Source organism: Micromonospora sp. NBC_00389 (assembly GCF_036059255.1).
GTDB lineage: Bacteria > Actinomycetota > Actinomycetes > Mycobacteriales > Micromonosporaceae > Micromonospora.
This window is the reverse complement of sequence record NZ_CP107947.1, coordinates 6,735,890-6,751,235: the sequence shown is the minus strand read 5'-3', so window position 1 is coordinate 6,751,235 and position 15,346 is coordinate 6,735,890. Positions and strand designations below refer to the sequence as shown.

The 15,346-nt window shown below is 70.1% G+C and carries 17 protein-coding genes and 1 pseudogene; 7 read left to right on the top strand and 11 right to left on the bottom strand.

From position 1 onward, the window contains the following. Positions 1-50 precede the first annotated feature (50 nt). The 6 genes and pseudogenes from OG470_RS37410 to OG470_RS31940 all read right to left on the bottom strand — a co-directional run. Positions 51-110 (bottom strand): annotated as a pseudogene (locus OG470_RS37410) (hypothetical protein); the annotation flags it as partial. 85 nt (positions 111-195) lie between these two features. Further along, complete coding sequence (gene arsB, locus OG470_RS31960) at positions 196-1,272, bottom strand: ACR3 family arsenite efflux transporter (RefSeq protein WP_328418343.1); 1,077 nt, start codon at positions 1,270-1,272, stop codon at positions 196-198. Between the two features lie 174 nt (positions 1,273-1,446). After that, positions 1,447-1,854, bottom strand: a complete 408-nt coding sequence (locus OG470_RS31955; RefSeq protein WP_328418341.1) for an arsenate reductase ArsC — start codon at positions 1,852-1,854, stop codon at positions 1,447-1,449. Continuing rightward, positions 1,854-1,988 (bottom strand): hypothetical protein, encoded by a 135-nt coding sequence (locus tag OG470_RS31950; protein WP_328418339.1) that lies wholly within the window; start codon positions 1,986-1,988, stop codon positions 1,854-1,856. Before OG470_RS31950 ends, OG470_RS31955 begins: the two co-directional genes overlap by 1 nt. A 106-nt stretch (positions 1,989-2,094) precedes the next feature. Beyond that, on the bottom strand, positions 2,095-2,796 hold the full coding sequence (locus tag OG470_RS31945) for an arsenate reductase/protein-tyrosine-phosphatase family protein (RefSeq protein WP_328418337.1): 702 nt from the start codon (positions 2,794-2,796) through the stop codon (positions 2,095-2,097). Between the two features lie 126 nt (positions 2,797-2,922). Beyond that, positions 2,923-3,300 (bottom strand): ArsR/SmtB family transcription factor, encoded by a 378-nt coding sequence (locus tag OG470_RS31940; protein ID WP_328418335.1) that lies wholly within the window; start codon positions 3,298-3,300, stop codon positions 2,923-2,925. 326 nt (positions 3,301-3,626) lie between these two features. Between OG470_RS31940 and OG470_RS31935 the strand changes: the two genes are divergently transcribed. From OG470_RS31935 to OG470_RS31920, 4 genes are all read left to right on the top strand, one after another. Next, positions 3,627-4,877, top strand: coding sequence for a M28 family metallopeptidase (locus tag OG470_RS31935; RefSeq protein WP_328418333.1), 1,251 nt, complete (start codon positions 3,627-3,629; stop codon positions 4,875-4,877). 22 nt (positions 4,878-4,899) lie between these two features. Beyond that, entirely contained in the window at positions 4,900-5,217 is a 318-nt protein-coding gene (locus OG470_RS31930; protein ID WP_328426714.1) for an ArsR/SmtB family transcription factor, read from the top strand. Continuing rightward, on the top strand, positions 5,217-5,711 hold the full coding sequence (locus tag OG470_RS31925; RefSeq protein ID WP_328418331.1) for a GNAT family N-acetyltransferase: 495 nt from the start codon (positions 5,217-5,219) through the stop codon (positions 5,709-5,711). Before OG470_RS31930 ends, OG470_RS31925 begins: the two co-directional genes overlap by 1 nt. 77 nt (positions 5,712-5,788) lie before the next feature. Continuing rightward, positions 5,789-7,207 (top strand): FAD-dependent oxidoreductase, encoded by a 1,419-nt coding sequence (locus OG470_RS31920; RefSeq protein WP_328418329.1) that lies wholly within the window; start codon positions 5,789-5,791, stop codon positions 7,205-7,207. A 207-nt stretch (positions 7,208-7,414) separates the two neighbouring features. Here OG470_RS31920 and OG470_RS31915 read toward each other — a convergent pair whose 3' ends face one another. The 4 genes from OG470_RS31915 to OG470_RS31900 all read right to left on the bottom strand — a co-directional run bounded on the left by OG470_RS31915 (position 7,415) and on the right by OG470_RS31900 (position 11,121). Then, positions 7,415-8,470, bottom strand: a complete 1,056-nt coding sequence (locus OG470_RS31915) for a CapA family protein (RefSeq protein ID WP_328418327.1) — start codon at positions 8,468-8,470, stop codon at positions 7,415-7,417. Between the two features lie 286 nt (positions 8,471-8,756). After that, positions 8,757-9,314, bottom strand: coding sequence for a hypothetical protein (locus OG470_RS31910; protein ID WP_328418325.1), 558 nt, complete (start codon positions 9,312-9,314; stop codon positions 8,757-8,759). Continuing rightward, positions 9,311-10,153: an ABC transporter permease gene (locus OG470_RS31905; RefSeq protein ID WP_328418323.1), complete on the bottom strand. Its 843-nt coding sequence runs from the start codon at positions 10,151-10,153 to the stop codon at positions 9,311-9,313. Before OG470_RS31905 ends, OG470_RS31910 begins: the two co-directional genes overlap by 4 nt. Then, the gene (locus tag OG470_RS31900; protein WP_328418321.1) at positions 10,150-11,121 is read right to left on the bottom strand and encodes an ABC transporter ATP-binding protein; all 972 of its coding nucleotides are present in this window, start codon (positions 11,119-11,121) and stop codon (positions 10,150-10,152) included. Before OG470_RS31900 ends, OG470_RS31905 begins: the two co-directional genes overlap by 4 nt. A 176-nt stretch (positions 11,122-11,297) precedes the next feature. Here OG470_RS31900 and OG470_RS31895 point away from each other — a divergent pair, with 176 nt between their 5' ends. Beyond that, entirely contained in the window at positions 11,298-11,975 is a 678-nt protein-coding gene (locus tag OG470_RS31895) for a response regulator transcription factor (RefSeq protein WP_328418319.1), read from the top strand. Positions 11,976-12,240: 265 nt separating this feature from the next. After that, complete coding sequence (locus OG470_RS31890) at positions 12,241-13,335, top strand: sensor histidine kinase (RefSeq protein WP_328418317.1); 1,095 nt, start codon at positions 12,241-12,243, stop codon at positions 13,333-13,335. A 245-nt stretch (positions 13,336-13,580) separates the two neighbouring features. Here OG470_RS31890 and OG470_RS31885 read toward each other — a convergent pair whose 3' ends face one another. Continuing rightward, positions 13,581-14,360 carry a transposase family protein gene (locus OG470_RS31885; RefSeq protein WP_328415194.1) on the bottom strand — a complete coding sequence of 260 codons (780 nt, stop codon included), beginning with the start codon at positions 14,358-14,360 and terminating at the stop codon, positions 13,581-13,583. A gap of 229 nt (positions 14,361-14,589) precedes the next feature. Here OG470_RS31885 and OG470_RS31880 point away from each other — a divergent pair, with 229 nt between their 5' ends. Beyond that, positions 14,590-15,345, top strand: a complete 756-nt coding sequence (locus OG470_RS31880; protein ID WP_328418315.1) for an AfsR/SARP family transcriptional regulator — start codon at positions 14,590-14,592, stop codon at positions 15,343-15,345. The last annotated feature ends 1 nt before the right edge of the window (position 15,346 follow it).

The window sequence follows — 15,346 nt, the reverse complement described above, 5'->3', positions numbered from 1 at the left end:
AGCGAGTCTGAGCGCGGGCACCCGATCTCCGACGATCGGCAGCGGACGGTGCGGTGCAGATACCTGTAGGACTCGAAGGCGTACCGTTCGACGGTTTCCGGGCCGAACACGCCGGTGAACGGAGTATGTGGCCCCGAACGGCTGCCGACGGTCGGCCTCGCGCCGCTGGCTGCCGGAGCCGTTGCTTGTGCCCGGCTAGGCGATGGTGACTCCGGTGGGGAAGAACCGGCGGCGGGCGGCGAGGCTGACGTAGACGAGGGCAACCAGGACCGGTACCTCGATCAGTGGTCCGACGACTCCGGCGAGGGCCTGGCCGCTGGTGACGCCGAACACGCCGATCGCCACGGCGATGGCAAGTTCGAAGTTGTTGCCGGCCGCGGTGAAGGCGAGCGTGGTGGTGCGTTCGTAGTTCAGGCCGATCGCCCGACCGATGGCGAACGAGCCGAACCACATGATCGCGAAGTACGCGAGGAGGGGGAGCGCGATGCGGGCGACGTCCCAGGGCTGGGCGGTGATCGCGTCGCCCTGCAGAGCGAAGAGCAGCACGATGGTGAACAGCAGCCCGTACAGGGCGACCGGCCCGATCCGGGGCAGGAACTTCGCCTCGTACCAGTCGCGGCCCTTGGCGCGTTCGCCGAGTTTGCGGGTGAGGTAGCCCGCGGTCAGGGGGATGCCGAGGAAGACCAGGACGCTGCCGGCGATGTCCCATCCGGAGACTGACAGTCCGGCCTGCTCCAGGCCGAGCCAGCCGGGCAGGACCGTGAGGTAGAACCAGCCGAGCAGGCCGAAGGCGAGGACCTGGAAGACGGAGTTGAGCGCGACCAGGACGGCGGCGGCTTCCCGGTCGCCGCAGGCGAGGTCGTTCCAGATGATGACCATGGCGATGCAGCGGGCGAGGCCGACGATGATGAGGCCGGTGCGGTACGCGGGCTGGTCGGGTAGGAGCAGCCAGGCCAGGGCGAACATGACGGCGGGGCCGATGAGCCAGTTGATGACCAGGGAGGAGATCAGCAGGCGCCGGTCGGAGGTGACGGTGTCGAGGCGGTCGTAGCGGACCTTGGCCAGGACCGGGTACATCATGATCAGCAGGCCGAGGGCGATGGGTACGGAGATCCCGCCGATCTTGACCCGGTCGAGGGCGTCGTCGAGTCCGGGGATCAGTCGGCCGAGGAGCAGCCCGGCGGCCATGGCGGCGCCGATCCATACCGGCAGGAGCCGGTCCAGCGTGGAGAGCCGTGGTGTGGTGCGCGCCGGTGTGGCCAGTGCCGTCATGGGGTTCGTTCCTCTGTTGGTTCCTGGGCGGGTGTTTCGGGCCCGCAGGGCCGTCTGCCCTCGGCGCCGGTGGGCGCCTGGTCGGCGAAGGCGGCGCACTGACCGAGCGCGCGGAGCGATTCGGGCCGGAGTCGGTAGTGGGTCCAGTAGCGGGCGCGCGGGGCGGTCTCGGGGTCAGGCGACAGGGCGCAACTCGGTGAGGAGTTTCTCCACCCGAGTGCGGATCTCGTCGCGGATGGGGCGGACGGCCTCGACGCCCTTGCCGGCGGGGTCGTCGAGCTTCCAGTCCTCGTAGCGCTTACCGGGAAAGACCGGGCAGGCGTCGCCGCAGCCCATGGTCACGATGACGTCCGAGGACTGCGCCGTGGCGTACTCGAGGAGCTTCGGCGTCTGGTCGGTGATGTCGATGCCGACCTCCCGCATGGCCTGCACCGCGGCGGGATTGACCGTCTCGGCCGGGGCGGAGCCGGCAGAGCGGACCTCGACGGCGTCGCCGGCGAGGTGGCGCAGCCAGCCGGCGGCCATCTGTGAGCGGCCGGCGTTGTGGACGCAGACGAACAGGACGCTCGGCTTGTCGGACATCAGAAGCCCTCCTTGCAGTGTGGATCGCGGGGCCAGTTGACCGGTGCCTGGTCGGGCATCGCCGGCAGGGCGCGGGCGGGGTCGCTGTTGCGGTCGAGACGCTGGTAACGGCCGGCGGGACGCGACGGATTCACCAGGCCTCGGTACGTCTCGTCCGCCCTACTCTGCTGCGGCTTGGTGCTTACGGGGTGCAGTTGGGCGCCGGGTTGCCCTCGTTCATCGCGCACGTAGGGGTTGGTGTCAGTCATGGCGGCCGGCCGAACTCGTGGCGGCGGCGACGTTGGGGGCGACGCGGTCGACGCGGGCGGCGAGGTCGGCGAACGCGGCCTCGAACGCGGCGTCGGTGTCGACGCGGACCGGGTCGGGCACCGACCAGTGAAGTCGGGGCGCGGCTGGGCCGGTGAGTTCCTCGTGGGCGTTGTCGCAGACGGCAATGACGAGGTCGCCGTCGCGCACGATGTCCGCGACGTGCGCGGTGCCGGTCGGGTTCAGCCGCAGTCCGTGCCGGTGGGCCACGGCGACAGCCCGCGGATGAACCCGCTCTGCGGGCTGCGTTCCCGCGGACGCCGCCGAGGTGTGGGTGCGGTCGGACCAGAGGGCGGCGGCGAGTTGCGAGCGGGCGGAGTTGTGGGTGCAGACGAACACCACCCGACCCACCTCGGTCAACGGCGCCGGCATCAGCATGGCCAGGGCCTCGGGCCGCAGCCGTAGGTAGGTGCGACGGCGGTCTCCCTCGGACCGGCTGCGGACGACGAGCCCGGCTTCGGTGAGGACCTTGACGTGGTGGGCGACCAGGTTCGTCGGCATCCCCAGGTCCTGGGCGATCTCACCAGGGGACGCATCGCCCAGGGTGAGCGCGTCGACGACCGCCAGGCGCGCCGGATCCCCGAGCGCGGCGTGGATGCGGGCGCGCCCCTGCAGGGAAGCAAGCTCAATACTCATTGAGTCAACTATTGCTGAGCAACTGCGACACTGTCAAATGGCGACGAGTCGGTGGTCGGTGTGGGGCGCGCTGAGTGCACCCGGCTGGGTGGATGTTCACCCGGGGGCTGCGGCGCCGGCCGCGGCCTACGCCGTGGGGGTCGGTTCGACCGTGAGCAGCGCGGCGAGCTGGCGCAGGATGGCCGGGCGAGCGCGGTAGTAGACCCACGTCCCGCGTCGCTCGGCATCGACGAGGCCGGCCTCGCGCAGCGTCTTGAGGTGATGCGAGATGGTCGGCCCGGTGAGGTCGAAGGCGGGAGTGAGGTCGCAGACGCACGCCTCCCCGCCCTCCGCCGAGGCGATCATCGACATCAGCTGCAGCCGCACCGGATCGCCCAGGGCCTTGAACGTCGGAGCGAGCACTGCGGCGGTTTCGGCCGGCACCCGGCGCTGAGCCAGTGGAGGGCAGCACGGCGTATCAGCGGTCAGATCCACGAGGGCGAGAGGCGCGCCTTGCTTCGACATGTCTCTAGGTTGACATCCTTCTAATCAACGTGCAACTCTCTGCTTAGACAAACGTCAAGACAGGCGGAAGGGAACACGATGAGCGAGGACACCCAGAGGGCAGGCGGATTCACCGGGGACCCGGGCGCCGCCCTGGTCGTGACCGGGTCGGGTTCCTGTTGCGGAAGCCCCGTGCAGGGGGTCGGCTCGATCCTCCCGCCCGCTGGCGAGACAGCGACGACCGGCGGCCCGTGCTGCGGCACCCAACAGACCGCCGAGGCGGCCGACTCCTGCTGCGGCACCACGGCGAAGGCCGACGCGATGCGCACCGGACAGGGGTGCTGCGGATGACGCCGGCAGCCGGCCCGCCCGCCAGCATGGCGGCGCGGCTCGTGGCCGTGTCCGCCGAGCGGATGACCACGACCGTCGCCGCCCTGGCTGCGGACGACTTCGCCGGTCGGCGGGTCGGCACGCCGGGCGGGGCTGCCGCCCGCGCCTGGCTCGCCGACCACCTCACCGCGCTCGGCGCGAGGGTCGAAATCGACGACTTCCCGGTCCGGGCCGTGCCGGACATCTACGCCGCACCGACCGTCACATGGGGTGTCGGCGACGTGTCGGCGGATCTGACCTTCGGTCGTGAGGTGTCGATCCACCCGGCTTCCACCGACACCATCGAGGTCAGGCGTGGCCTGCTGGGTGTGGCCGGTAGCGATGACCCGACCGGCCGCTGGCTGGTGGTGCGAGCGGGGATGATTCTGTTCGACGCCTACCGTGACACCCGAGGCGCTGCCGGTCTGCTCCTGAGCCGCGCGGTCGACGCCGACGGATGGCAGTACACAACCCTCGCGGGCCCGGACCCGGGCCCCCTGCCGGTCCTGACGCTGGACCCGCGCACGCACTCTGTCGTCTTGAGCGCCGCCGGTGAGGGCTGGATGAGCGCGAACACCCCACTACGTCGCGCCGACGCCACCGGTACGAACATCTACGCCACCTTCGACCGACCCTCGCCCCGTGCGGTAGAGCTGCTGTTGACCGCCCACTACGACGGGGTGGGCGACCACCCCGGCGTGCGCCAGCCCGGCGCGTCCGACAACGCCAGCGGCGTCGCCGTGGTCCTGGAGGCCGCCCGGGTCCTGTCCGCCGTGCTCCCCGACGACCTCGGACTGTCCGTCGCGCTGCTCGACGCCGAGGAAATCGGGGCGTTGGGCTCCGCCCACCACAGTTCTCGACTGCGTGCCAGCGGCGGCAACCCGCTGGTCATCAACGTCGACGGCGCCGGCCGCCTCGACCAGGCCGCCGCGGTAGAGGCCGGGGGCCCCGCCCACCGGCTGCTCGCCCTGCTCGACCAAGCCGGCCGACACACCGGCCTTCCGCTAACTGCCGGGCCCGTGGCGTCGGACAACCGCCGTTACGGCGCCGCCGGGCTTGCGGCTGTGGGCATCGGTGCGGGAATGGCCGGCTACCACAGTCCCGCCGACACCCCGGATCGCGTCGACCCGCACACCCTGACGGCCATCGCCCGCCTGGTTGTCGCGACCGTGTCCCTCGCTGCGCCCGCACCCGCTACACTTTCATCGCCGATCGGCGATAAACGATGAAGGGGGAGATGTGGCGGCCGAGATGCTCGACCGGACCACCGCGCAGGCGTACGCATCCTGGTTCCGGGCCCTGGCCGACCCGACCCGAGTGCAGATCGTCGAATACCTCGCCCGGCACGCCCGACCAATGAGCGTGGGAGAAATCGTCGACGCCGTCGGCCTGGCGCAGTCCACCGTCTCGCAGCACCTGAAGATCCTCACCGAGGTGCGGTTCGTCTTCGTCGAGCCGGTCGGCACCGCCCGCCACTACCGGATCAACGACGCCTGCGTCGACTGCTTCCCGTCCGCCGCGGACGTGGTCATGGGCCGACCCGCCCCCCACCCGAATGGAGCCTGCTGATGGCCGACATCACGGTGCGCCCCCTGCGGGACGACGACGCCGAGCGGGTTCTGGCGATCTATCAGGCCGGACTCGACGCCGGCAACGCCAGCTTCGAGACGATCGCACCCACCTGGGCGGCGTTCGACGCGGCAAAGCTGCCCGAACACCGCTTCGTGGCGATCGACGGGAACACGGTGGTCGGTTGGATCGCTGTCGTGCCCACCTCGGGGCGCACGGTCTACGCCGGCGTGGTCGAGCACTCCGTCTACGTCGACCCCGTCGCGCAGGGCCGCGGCGTCGCCCGGCTGCTGCTGGACACGCTGATCACCTCCACCGAAGCCGCCGGCATCTGGACCATCCAGTCCGGAGTCTTCCCCGAAAACGCCGCCAGCCTCACCCTGCACGAGCGGGCCGGCTTCCGGGTCATCGGCGTGCGCGAGCGGGTTGGTCGCCACCACGGCCGCTGGCGCGACGTCGTCCTGCTCGAGCGGCGCAGTCCCGTCGTCACCTGACCAACCCTGGCCCCTCACAAGCAGGGCCTCGTCCACCTACTTGATTCGATAGTTCTCAACACAGAGGAGTTTGACCGGTGAGCACCCTGAACGAGCTGCCTGTCGTGGTCATCGGCGCCGGACCAGTAGGCCTGGCCGCCGCCGCGCACCTGAACGAGCGGGGCATCGCCTTCACCGTCCTCGAAGCCGGCGACACCCCGGGTGCCGCCGTGCGGCAGTGGGGCCACGTGCGGGTGTTCTCCCCGTGGCGCTACAACATCGACCCGGCCGCCCGCCGGATTCTCGACGAGGCGGGCTGGGCCGCCCCTGACCTTGAGGCCCTGCCCACCGGAGCGGAGCTGGCCGGCGACTACCTGCAGCCCCTCGCGGAGCTGCCGCAGCTCAAGCCGTACCTGCGCTACGGTGCCCGGGTCGAAGCGATCAGCCGTCTGGGCCTGGACCGACTGCGCACCGCCGGCCGTGAGTCCACGCCGTTCCTGATCCGCCTCGCCGACGGCGAAGAGCTACTCGCCCGCGCCGTCATCGACGCGTCCGGCACCTGGGGCACGCCGAACGTCCTGGGCGCCTCCGGCTTGCCCGCCCGGGGCGAGACCACTGTCGCTCCGTTCCTGGAGCACGCGCTGCCCGACGTTCTAGGCGCGGCCCGGGACCGCTTCGCCGGCCGGCACACCCTCGTCGTCGGGGCCGGCCACTCCGCCGCGAACACGCTGCTGTCCCTGGCCGAGCTGGCCGAATCCACGCCGGGCACCGAGGTGACCTGGGCGATCCGGACCGCCTCGCCGACGCGGACCTACGGCGGCGGGGACGCCGACGCGCTGCCCGCCCGCGGTGCCCTGGGCTCGCGGCTGCGCGCGCACGTCGACGCCGGCCGGATCCGGCTGCTCACCGGCTTCTCCGTGCACGCGCTCACCCCGACAGACGGCCGGGTGAGTGTGGTGGTGCGGCACGGCGACGGCGGCGAGGAGTCGGTCACGGTGGACCGGATCGTCGCGGCCACCGGCTTCCGACCGGACCACTCGATCGCCGCCGAGCTGCGCCTGGACCTGGACCCGATCATGGGCGCCACCCGCGCGCTCGCGCCGCTCATCGACCCGAACGAGCACTCCTGCGGCACCGTGCCCGCACACGGCGTCGACGAACTCGTCCATCCGGAGGCCGGCTACTACGCCGTCGGCATGAAGTCCTACGGCCGGGCGCCGACGTTCCTCATGGCCACCGGCTACGAGCAGGTCCGCTCCGTCGTCGCCGCCCTCGCCGGCGACTGGGACGCCGCCCGCGACGTCCAGCTCGACCTGCCCGAAACCGGCGTGTGCAACAGCAACCCCACGGACTCCGCCACCGGCGACAGTTGCTGCGGGCCGGCGCCGACCGCCGAGCCGGCAGCGCGCGGACTGGCCACTGGCATCTCCGGGGGCCTGCTGTCCGCACCGTTGAACCTGGTCACCCTTGACGCCGCCCCCGCTGGCGGTCAGGCCGGCGGCTGCTGCGGCAGCTGATGCCCACCACCACGACGGTGCCCGCCGACCCCACAATCGGCGGGCACCACGCCCACGGCTGGGGCAGGTGGGCATGCGGCCGGGGGCCGCAGTAGCTGCACTCGGTGGCGCGCACGGAGTTGTGGTTCCGGCCGTTTTAGCTGCGCGTGTCGAAGTCGGCTGAATTTCACCCCTGGGTTCCACGTTGCGGGGCCGTGTTTCGCCCGACTACGGGGCGGGGCTCGCGGCGAGTCCGGTGCAGGCGCGCAGGCCCGCGTACTCCTGGCCGATCCGGGCCGTGTCCTCGCGGCCGGCGAGTTCGGGTCGACCGGTGCGGCGGGAGATCGTCGCGGGCACCAGTTCCGTTTTCGAGATCGCCGAAGCGTCGAGGGTCACCCGCAGCACCCCCGTGTCGTTGCTGTACGCGTCGTCACGCCACCACAGGAAGTTGCCGAGTCCGTACTGGACGAAGGTCTTGCCGAGCCACCCGTCGCCGAGCAGTAGGTGGGCGTGGGTGCCGACGACGATCGTGGCACCGGCCTCGGCCATCTCGCCAGCGAACTCGCGAGCCTCGGCGGGTGGACACGCGTCGCCCTCCGTGCCCCAGTGGACGTAGACGACGACCACGCTGGCCTGGCGCCGGGCGGCGCGCACCGCCGCGACGGCGCGCGGTAAGTCGCGGGTCATCGCGATACCGGCCCGGGTGTCTGTGGCCCTCCACTCCGACCACAGCTCGGAGACCTGGCTGAAGCCGAGGACAGCGATTTTGGTACCGCGTATCTCGGTGATCCACGGCGCGTACGCCGCCGCCGCGTCGGCGCCCGCCCCGACGGCCGGCAACCCGACGGCCCTGGCTGCGTCCACGGTGTCGGCCAGCCCCGTCCGCCCGTAGTCCAACGCGTGGTTGTTGGCGATCGACACGACGTCGATGCCGGCGGCCTTCACCGCGTCATACGCGCTTGCCGGCGCCCGGAAATGGAACTCCTTCGGCTCGGGAGTCCCGCGTGTGGTGACTGCCGTCTCCAGGTTGACCATCGCCAGGTCTGCGGCCGACAGCGTCGACGAGATCGACCCGAACGCGGTCGCCGGGTCGCCCAGCAGATCGGCCGTACGGTCAGCGAAGTGCACGTCGCCCGCGAAGGCCAAGGTGATCTCGGCGGGGTGCGACGGGGAGCCCGCAGGGGCGGAGCGGGTGGGCGCAGCGGCCGGCGGGGTCCGGACGGCATCGCACGCCGTAACAGTCAGGGTCGCCGCCAGCGCGACGAAGGAACGTGCCCATTTCACTCAGCGCAGCGTACGGAAACCCGCCCGACCCTGGGCCTACTTAGCCAGATTGCCCTCGGCCTGACCCAGCGACGACGCCGTTGCGCGAGAAGCAGTACGAGGCCGACCACGACGAGGCTGCCGCCCACCGCAGTGAGCTTGCCGAGCGTCGGACCGGAGATTCCCGCGTCGGGCACCGGCAGGCTGGGCTGGGTCCTGGATGCGGCCGGACGCCCCACCGGCGTCGACTTCGCGCCGGGACAACTGCGGCTCGGCAACCCGGAATCCGAGGGTGAGTTCCTCCCGGTCAACTCATACGCCGAATGCGATATCTGGCAGCTGCGGCCAGCAGAGCGAGCACGACCGGAACGACGATGGCAACCGGCAGCGAGCCCGCTGCGGTCAGGGTCCGCTTTCCGGCCACGCTCACGTGTAGCGGCTGGCTCACCACCAGCGGGCCCGTACCCGCCGTGGAGTCGCCGCCGGGCATGAGCACGACGTAGACGTCGAAACTGCCGGTGTTGACGGCCTGGTACTGCCAGGACAGTGACGTGCTGCTGCCCGGCGCCACCGGCGAAACCTCCCGGGTCACGTCCGCCGACCAGTCCTCGAGGTCGACGTAGACGCCGTCCAGGCTCGCGACGTTGAGGTGGGCCACCAGCCGGTCGGTCGGCGCCTCACCCGAGTTGACCACACGGGACTCAAGCGTCAACCGCTCACCAACGACCGTGATGAGTCGGCTCTGCTCCAATACGACCTCAACGACGCCCGGCAGTGGCGGCGGAGCGGCTCCCGCCGAAGCGGTCAAGCCGACGGGAGCCGTCAGCGCCAACAACAGCCCGGCGAGGGCCAGCCCTGTCTTCATGCTCCGCTCACCCCTCCATACAGCCTGACGATCCGGGTGCCGGCGGCAATCAGGACGCCCCCGGTCAGTACCGCGATGAGTAGCGGAGAGATCAGGTACGACAGGTCCCGCGTCCAGCTGTGCCCGTTGACGAGCACAGCCGTCAGGTAGTGCAGCGACGCGCCGACCGGATTGAGCCGGACGAGAAGATCACCGAACCAGCCCTTCGGCGCGCCGCCGGGCAACTGGGTCGGTGCGAAGAGCGCCAACAGCAGGAACAGGCTCACCGCGAGGCTGACTTTGTTGGAGCTCGACACGGCGCTGATCAGCAGACCGAGCGCGGCGAGCGCGACGGCCAGCAGCGTGCCGACGAGCAGGCCCAGCACCAGCGCCTGCCCGACGATGGACACTCCGCGTCCGAGCGCCCACAGATACGGCACACTCACGACGAAGGCCGCGAGCCAAAGCGACAAGGCGGCGGCGAACTTCCCCAGCACGATCGCCCGGCGGGAGACGGGTGCGAGCAGCAGGCTCTCCAACGTGCCCCGTTCCCGCTCCCCGCTGATCGCGTCGGCGCTGACCACCAGCGTGACGAGGACGCCGACCGCCACCGCAACCTGCAGGGTGAGGTTCACCGCCTCCCGCTGCTCGAGGAAGTTGAGCACCTGACTGGTACCGGCAAGGTAGGTCATGACGCTCAGGACGACGCTGAACGCGAAGACCAACACCGGGCCGCGCCCGCTCACCCACAGATCGCGGCACTCCTGTTCGGCGATGACCCGCCAACCCGGGCCATCGCCGCGAACCCCGCCCGCGCTGGGTTCGGCGTTCCGGACCAGCCCCCGCAGACCCGTCGTCATCGGACACCCTCCCCGGTCATTGCTAGAAACGCGTCGCTGAGCCGCGCGCCTTCGACCTCGAAGGACAGAACCGGCACGTCGGCGCTCAGCACCGCCCGTAGCGGTCCATTCATCCCCGGATCCGCGCCGGCCTGCGTGGCGACCGACCGGTCGTTCACGGAGAACTTGAGGATGTCGGGACGTTCATCGGCCGGCTCCAACGTCAGGCCGGCAACCCCCGCGAGGGCGTCCCGGGCCCGACCGACCAACTCGATCGGTACGCGCATCTGCGCGTACCGCTGGGTGGGGACAGCGCGGGTGACCTCGCCGGAGGTGCCGGAGACGAGGACCTTTCCCTTGTGAAGGATCAGCACGCTCGTGCAGATCTCCTCGACGTCCGGAAGGGTATGGGTGCTGAGAATGACCGTCGCTCCCCTGACCACCGCGATCTCGCGGACGATCGCCAGCATCTGACGTTGCCCGGCCGGGTCGAGCCCGAGCGTCGGCTCGTCGAGGAACACGACAGCGGGATCGTTGACCAGCGCCCGTGCGATACCCAGCCGCTGCCGCATGCCGCGGCTGTACGTGGAGATCCGCGACGAGCCACGCTCGGCCAGGCCTACCTCCGCCAGTAGCCGCTCGGCGACTCGCGCGGCGTCTGGACGGGCGTTGCCGAACAGCCGCGCGTGGTAGCGCAGGTACTCCTCGCCCGTCTGGTGTCCGGGATAGCCGCTGCTTTCCGGCAACACGCCGATCCGCCGTCGAATCTCGCCCGGCCGGGTGCAGGGAACACCAGCCACCGAGAACTCCCCGCTCGTCGGCGCGAGCACCGTGGTGAGCAATCGGATGGTGGTCGTCTTGCCCGACCCGTTGGGCCCGAGAAGTCCCACGACCTCGCCTTGTCGTGCGGTGAAGCTCAACCCGTCAACCGCCGTACGGTCCCCGAACCGCTTGGTGAGCCGCACCGCATCGAGCTGCGCGCTGGCCATGAGCGTCCCCCTCTCGCCGTGTGCGAGGTGGCGGCGCGCCACCCGCGGTCCGTTCGACCAGGACGTCATGGCGACAGTACGGAGGGTTCGCTGAAGGCCGGCTGAACCGGACGAAGCCGGAGGTCTGCGTCGGCGGCTTCAGCGGGCAGTAAGCCGGCGAGTGGCACACTTGGGAAGTGCGCATCCTCGTGGTCGAGGACGACAAGCACCTCGCCCGGTCAATCAAGCGTGGACTGGAGGCCGAGGGGTTCGCTGCTGAAGTCGCACTCGACGGCATCGACGGCCTCTGGCGGGCCACGGACGGCGACTTCGATGTCATCGTTCTCGACATCATGCTTCCCGGCAAGAACGGCTTCCAGGTGTGCGCCGAGTTGCGTGAGGCCGGCAACTGGACCCCGATTCTCATGCTCACGGCCAAGGACGGCGAGCTCGACGAGGCGGAAGCTCTCGATACCGGAGCCGATGACTACCTGTCCAAGCCGTTCTCCTATGTCGTCCTGGTCGCCAGAATTCGGGCGCTGCTGCGCCGGGGTTCGCGGGAGCGCCCGGCCACGCTGAGTGTCGGCGACCTACGGCTCGACCCCGCCGCCCACAGGGTCTGGCGTGGGGAAACGGAGGTCTCACTCACTCCGCGCCAGTTCGCCCTTCTCGAGTTCCTCATGCGGCGTCCGGGCGAAGTGCTTTCCAAGGGCACCATCCTCGACCACGTCTGGGACTTCGCGTTCGACGGCGACCCCAACATCGTCGAGGTCTACGTCCGGCACCTCCGCAGGAAGATCGACGAGCCGTTCGGTCGATCCGCGATCCAGACCGTCCGTCTCGTCGGCTACCGACTGGACCCCGATGGCGGCTGAAAACCCTCGGCCTCGGGCACGCCTCACGACGGTGCGTGCCCGCACCACCGTGGCCGCCACGATCGTCGTCGGTGTCGCCCTCGTGGTCACCGCCGTGAGCCTGGTGATGTTTCTGCGTCATTCGCTGGTCGAACGCGTCGACGACATTGCGAGGGTACGTGCGCACGACATCGCGACCCTGGCCCGCCAGGGCACGCTCCCCACGGAGCTGGCCGTCGAGGGTGACGACGGAAGCATCGCCCAGGTCGTGGACGGCGCCGGCCGGGTGGTGGCCGCCACCGCCGGACTTCGGCGCGATCAGTCTCTCGCCCGGTTCCTTCCGGGGGCGGGGTCCGAGGTGCGCACAGTGGACGGCCTTCCGTTCGGCGAGGCCGGCGGCTACCGGGTCATCGCACTGCCCACGGATACGCCCGAAGGACCGGTGACCGTCTACGTTGCGGCGAGTCTCTCCCCGGTCGATGACGTCGTCGACGTTCTCCAGGGCGCCCTTGCCACCGGTGCTCCACTGCTGCTGGCACTCGTCGCCGTCACGACCTGGACGGTCGCGGGTCGCACCCTGCGGCCGGTGGACGCTATCCGGGCCGAGGTCGCCGACATCTCCGAACGCTCCCTCGACCGGCGCGTGTCCGTGCCGAGCACGGACGACGAGATCAGTCGGCTCGCGGGCACGATGAACATGATGCTCGACCGGTTGGATGCCGCCGCCGAGCGTCAACGCCGCTTCGTCGCGGACGCCTCGCACGAGTTGCAGACCCCGCTCGCCGCGGCGCGTACCGATCTGGAGGTCGCGCTCGCCCACCCTGACCGCACCAAATGGAACGAAACCGCCGCTGATCTGCTCGTGGCGAACCGTCGCATGGAGCGGCTGGTCCGGGATCTGCTGTTCCTCGCACGGGCGGACGCCGGCGTTCCCCGCCCCCCAGCCCGTCCCGTCGACCTCGACGACATCGTCCTGGCCGAGGCGGCCCGGATTCGTGGCAGCGGCCACCTGCGGGTCGACACCGGCGCGGTCTCGGCGGCTGCCGTCGACGGCCGTCGCGACGACCTGACCCGGGCTGTACGCAACCTGTTCGACAACGCCGAGCACCATGCCTCGTCATCGGTCAGCGTCGAGCTCGACAGCGACGACCGCCGGGTCACGTTGATCGTCCACGACGACGGGCCGGGGATTCCGCCCGCGGACCGGAAGCGCGTCTTCGAGCGATTCACGCGCCTCGACGACGATCGGAGCCGGCGCACGGGCGGCACCGGTCTCGGTCTTGCCATCGCGAGAGAGATCATCGATGCACACGAAGGCTCGATAGACGTCGAGGACGCGCCTCGCGGTGCACGGTTCGTCATCCGCCTACCTGCGCGCTAATTGACCGCCTTGCTGGGAAAGGCCCGGTGAATCCACCTTTATGGGCAAACGCATGTTGTGAGGAGGGCAAGGCGGGGCACGTGCACTTGCCTGTTGCGGAAATGCGCGTCTTGGTAGGCAATGAAAGGTACTGGTGACCCGGATTTCTGACGATTACTCGCTTTTGCCCGTGAACACGGACTGAATCGGCCTCTAAGGGACGTCTCGTAACTGGGTGAAGGTGTTGCCCGGCGCCAGACCGGCGATCAGCCGGCGAGGATGATGTTGTGGAGGTTGGCGATGCCGGAAGCGGCGTCGGCCAATGTGTGAGCGGCGCGGCGGTAGTCACGCAGGATCTTGAAGCACTTCATCCTGGCCAGGGCGTGTTCGACCCCTGCACGGACCCTCCGGTGTTCGACGTTGAGGGCTTCTTTCCAGGCCGGCAGGTCACCGCCGTCGGCGGGCTTGCGGTACGGGATGATCACCTCGGGGTTGCCGCGGTAGCCGCCGTCGGCCATCACCGGCCGCCCGGCGAGTTTCTCCTCGATGCCGCTGGTGCGGTAGACGATCGTGTCGTTGCGGTTGCCCGGCTGTGGGTCGCCGACGGCGATGACCAGGCGGGTGCTGGCGTCGATGGCGACCTGCAGGTTCGTCGAGTACCGGTAGTTCTTGCTGCGGGCGGCCAGCCGGTGATCGCGGGTGGGAATCAGGGTGCCGTCGACGATGGCGATCTGCTCGACCGGCCGCCGCAGCACCGGCGCGAGGGCCAGCAACGGGCCGAGAGTGTCGATGACCCGGTGCGCGGCCGAGTGCGACACCCCGAACAGCGGCCCGATCTGGCGCATCGTCAGGTTCGTGCGCCAGTAGGTGGCCACCAGCAACACCCGATCGGGAAGGTCCAAGGCCCACTGCCGGCCCGGCCGGCCATCGGCGATGCCGTCACCGCCACGCTCGGCGACCACGCGGACCAGCTTGCGGAACTGGGCGGGCTGCAGCCCCGTGAACGGAAAGATCCACTCCGGGCGGGCCGCGGTGATCACCTGCACCCAGGCATCCTGACCGACCGTCCTCAACGGACAGACACCGGGGTTACGAGACGTCCCTTAGTGTCACAAATTATATTTAGACCTCGGCAGGCGCATACCACTTGTGAGTTGGTGTCGGCGGAATACAGAGAACGTGGCCCACCATTCATCACAAGCATCGACGGCCTGGATCCGAGGCCCTGCGCAGCGAGGCGGAGGAGGTGTAGACGCATCACGGGGGGAGGGGGTCGTGGAGTTCCGGCTCTTGGGTGCGGTGGAGGCATGGACGGGGGATCAACAAGTCGATCTCGGGCCACGCCAACAGCGGCTTGTGCTGGCGATCCTCGCGCTGAACGTGAATCAGCTCGTGCCGCTCGACCGCCTCGTTGACCTGACATGGCCTGAATGGCCGCCCCCGACCGCACGTCATGCCATCCACGTCCGCGTCTCGCAACTGCGCAACGTACTGGCCATGGCCGGTGCGGACCGTGAAGGCGTAAGGATCACCACGCGCGGCCGGACCTATGTCCTGCGGGCCGACCCGATGAGCGTGGACGCCCACCGTTTCCGCGCCCTCCTCGCCGGGGCTCGTCTTGAGACGGACGACCTGGAGAAGGCGGCGATGTTGCGGCGCGCGCTCGATCTGTGGCACGGACCCCCGCTGGCCGACGTGGCGACCCCGCGAGTCGAAGATCTGTGCCGGGGACTGGAGGAAGCGCGGTTGACGGCTGTGGAGGAATGGTTGGACGCGCAGTTGCGGCTCGGCGGGCACGAGGCCGTCCTCGACGAGCTCGCCGAGTACGTCGGGCAGTATCCGTACCGGCAACGACTGCTCGCGCAGCTCATGCTCGCCCTGTACCGCGCTGGCCGCGCCGCCGACGCGCTGGTCGCGTACCGGCTCGCGCGGAGTCGGCTGGTCGACGAGCTCGGACTCGACACCTCGCCACAGCTACAGAAGCTGGAGAGGGCGATCCTTCGCGGCGATCCTGCACTTGACCTGCCGTGAC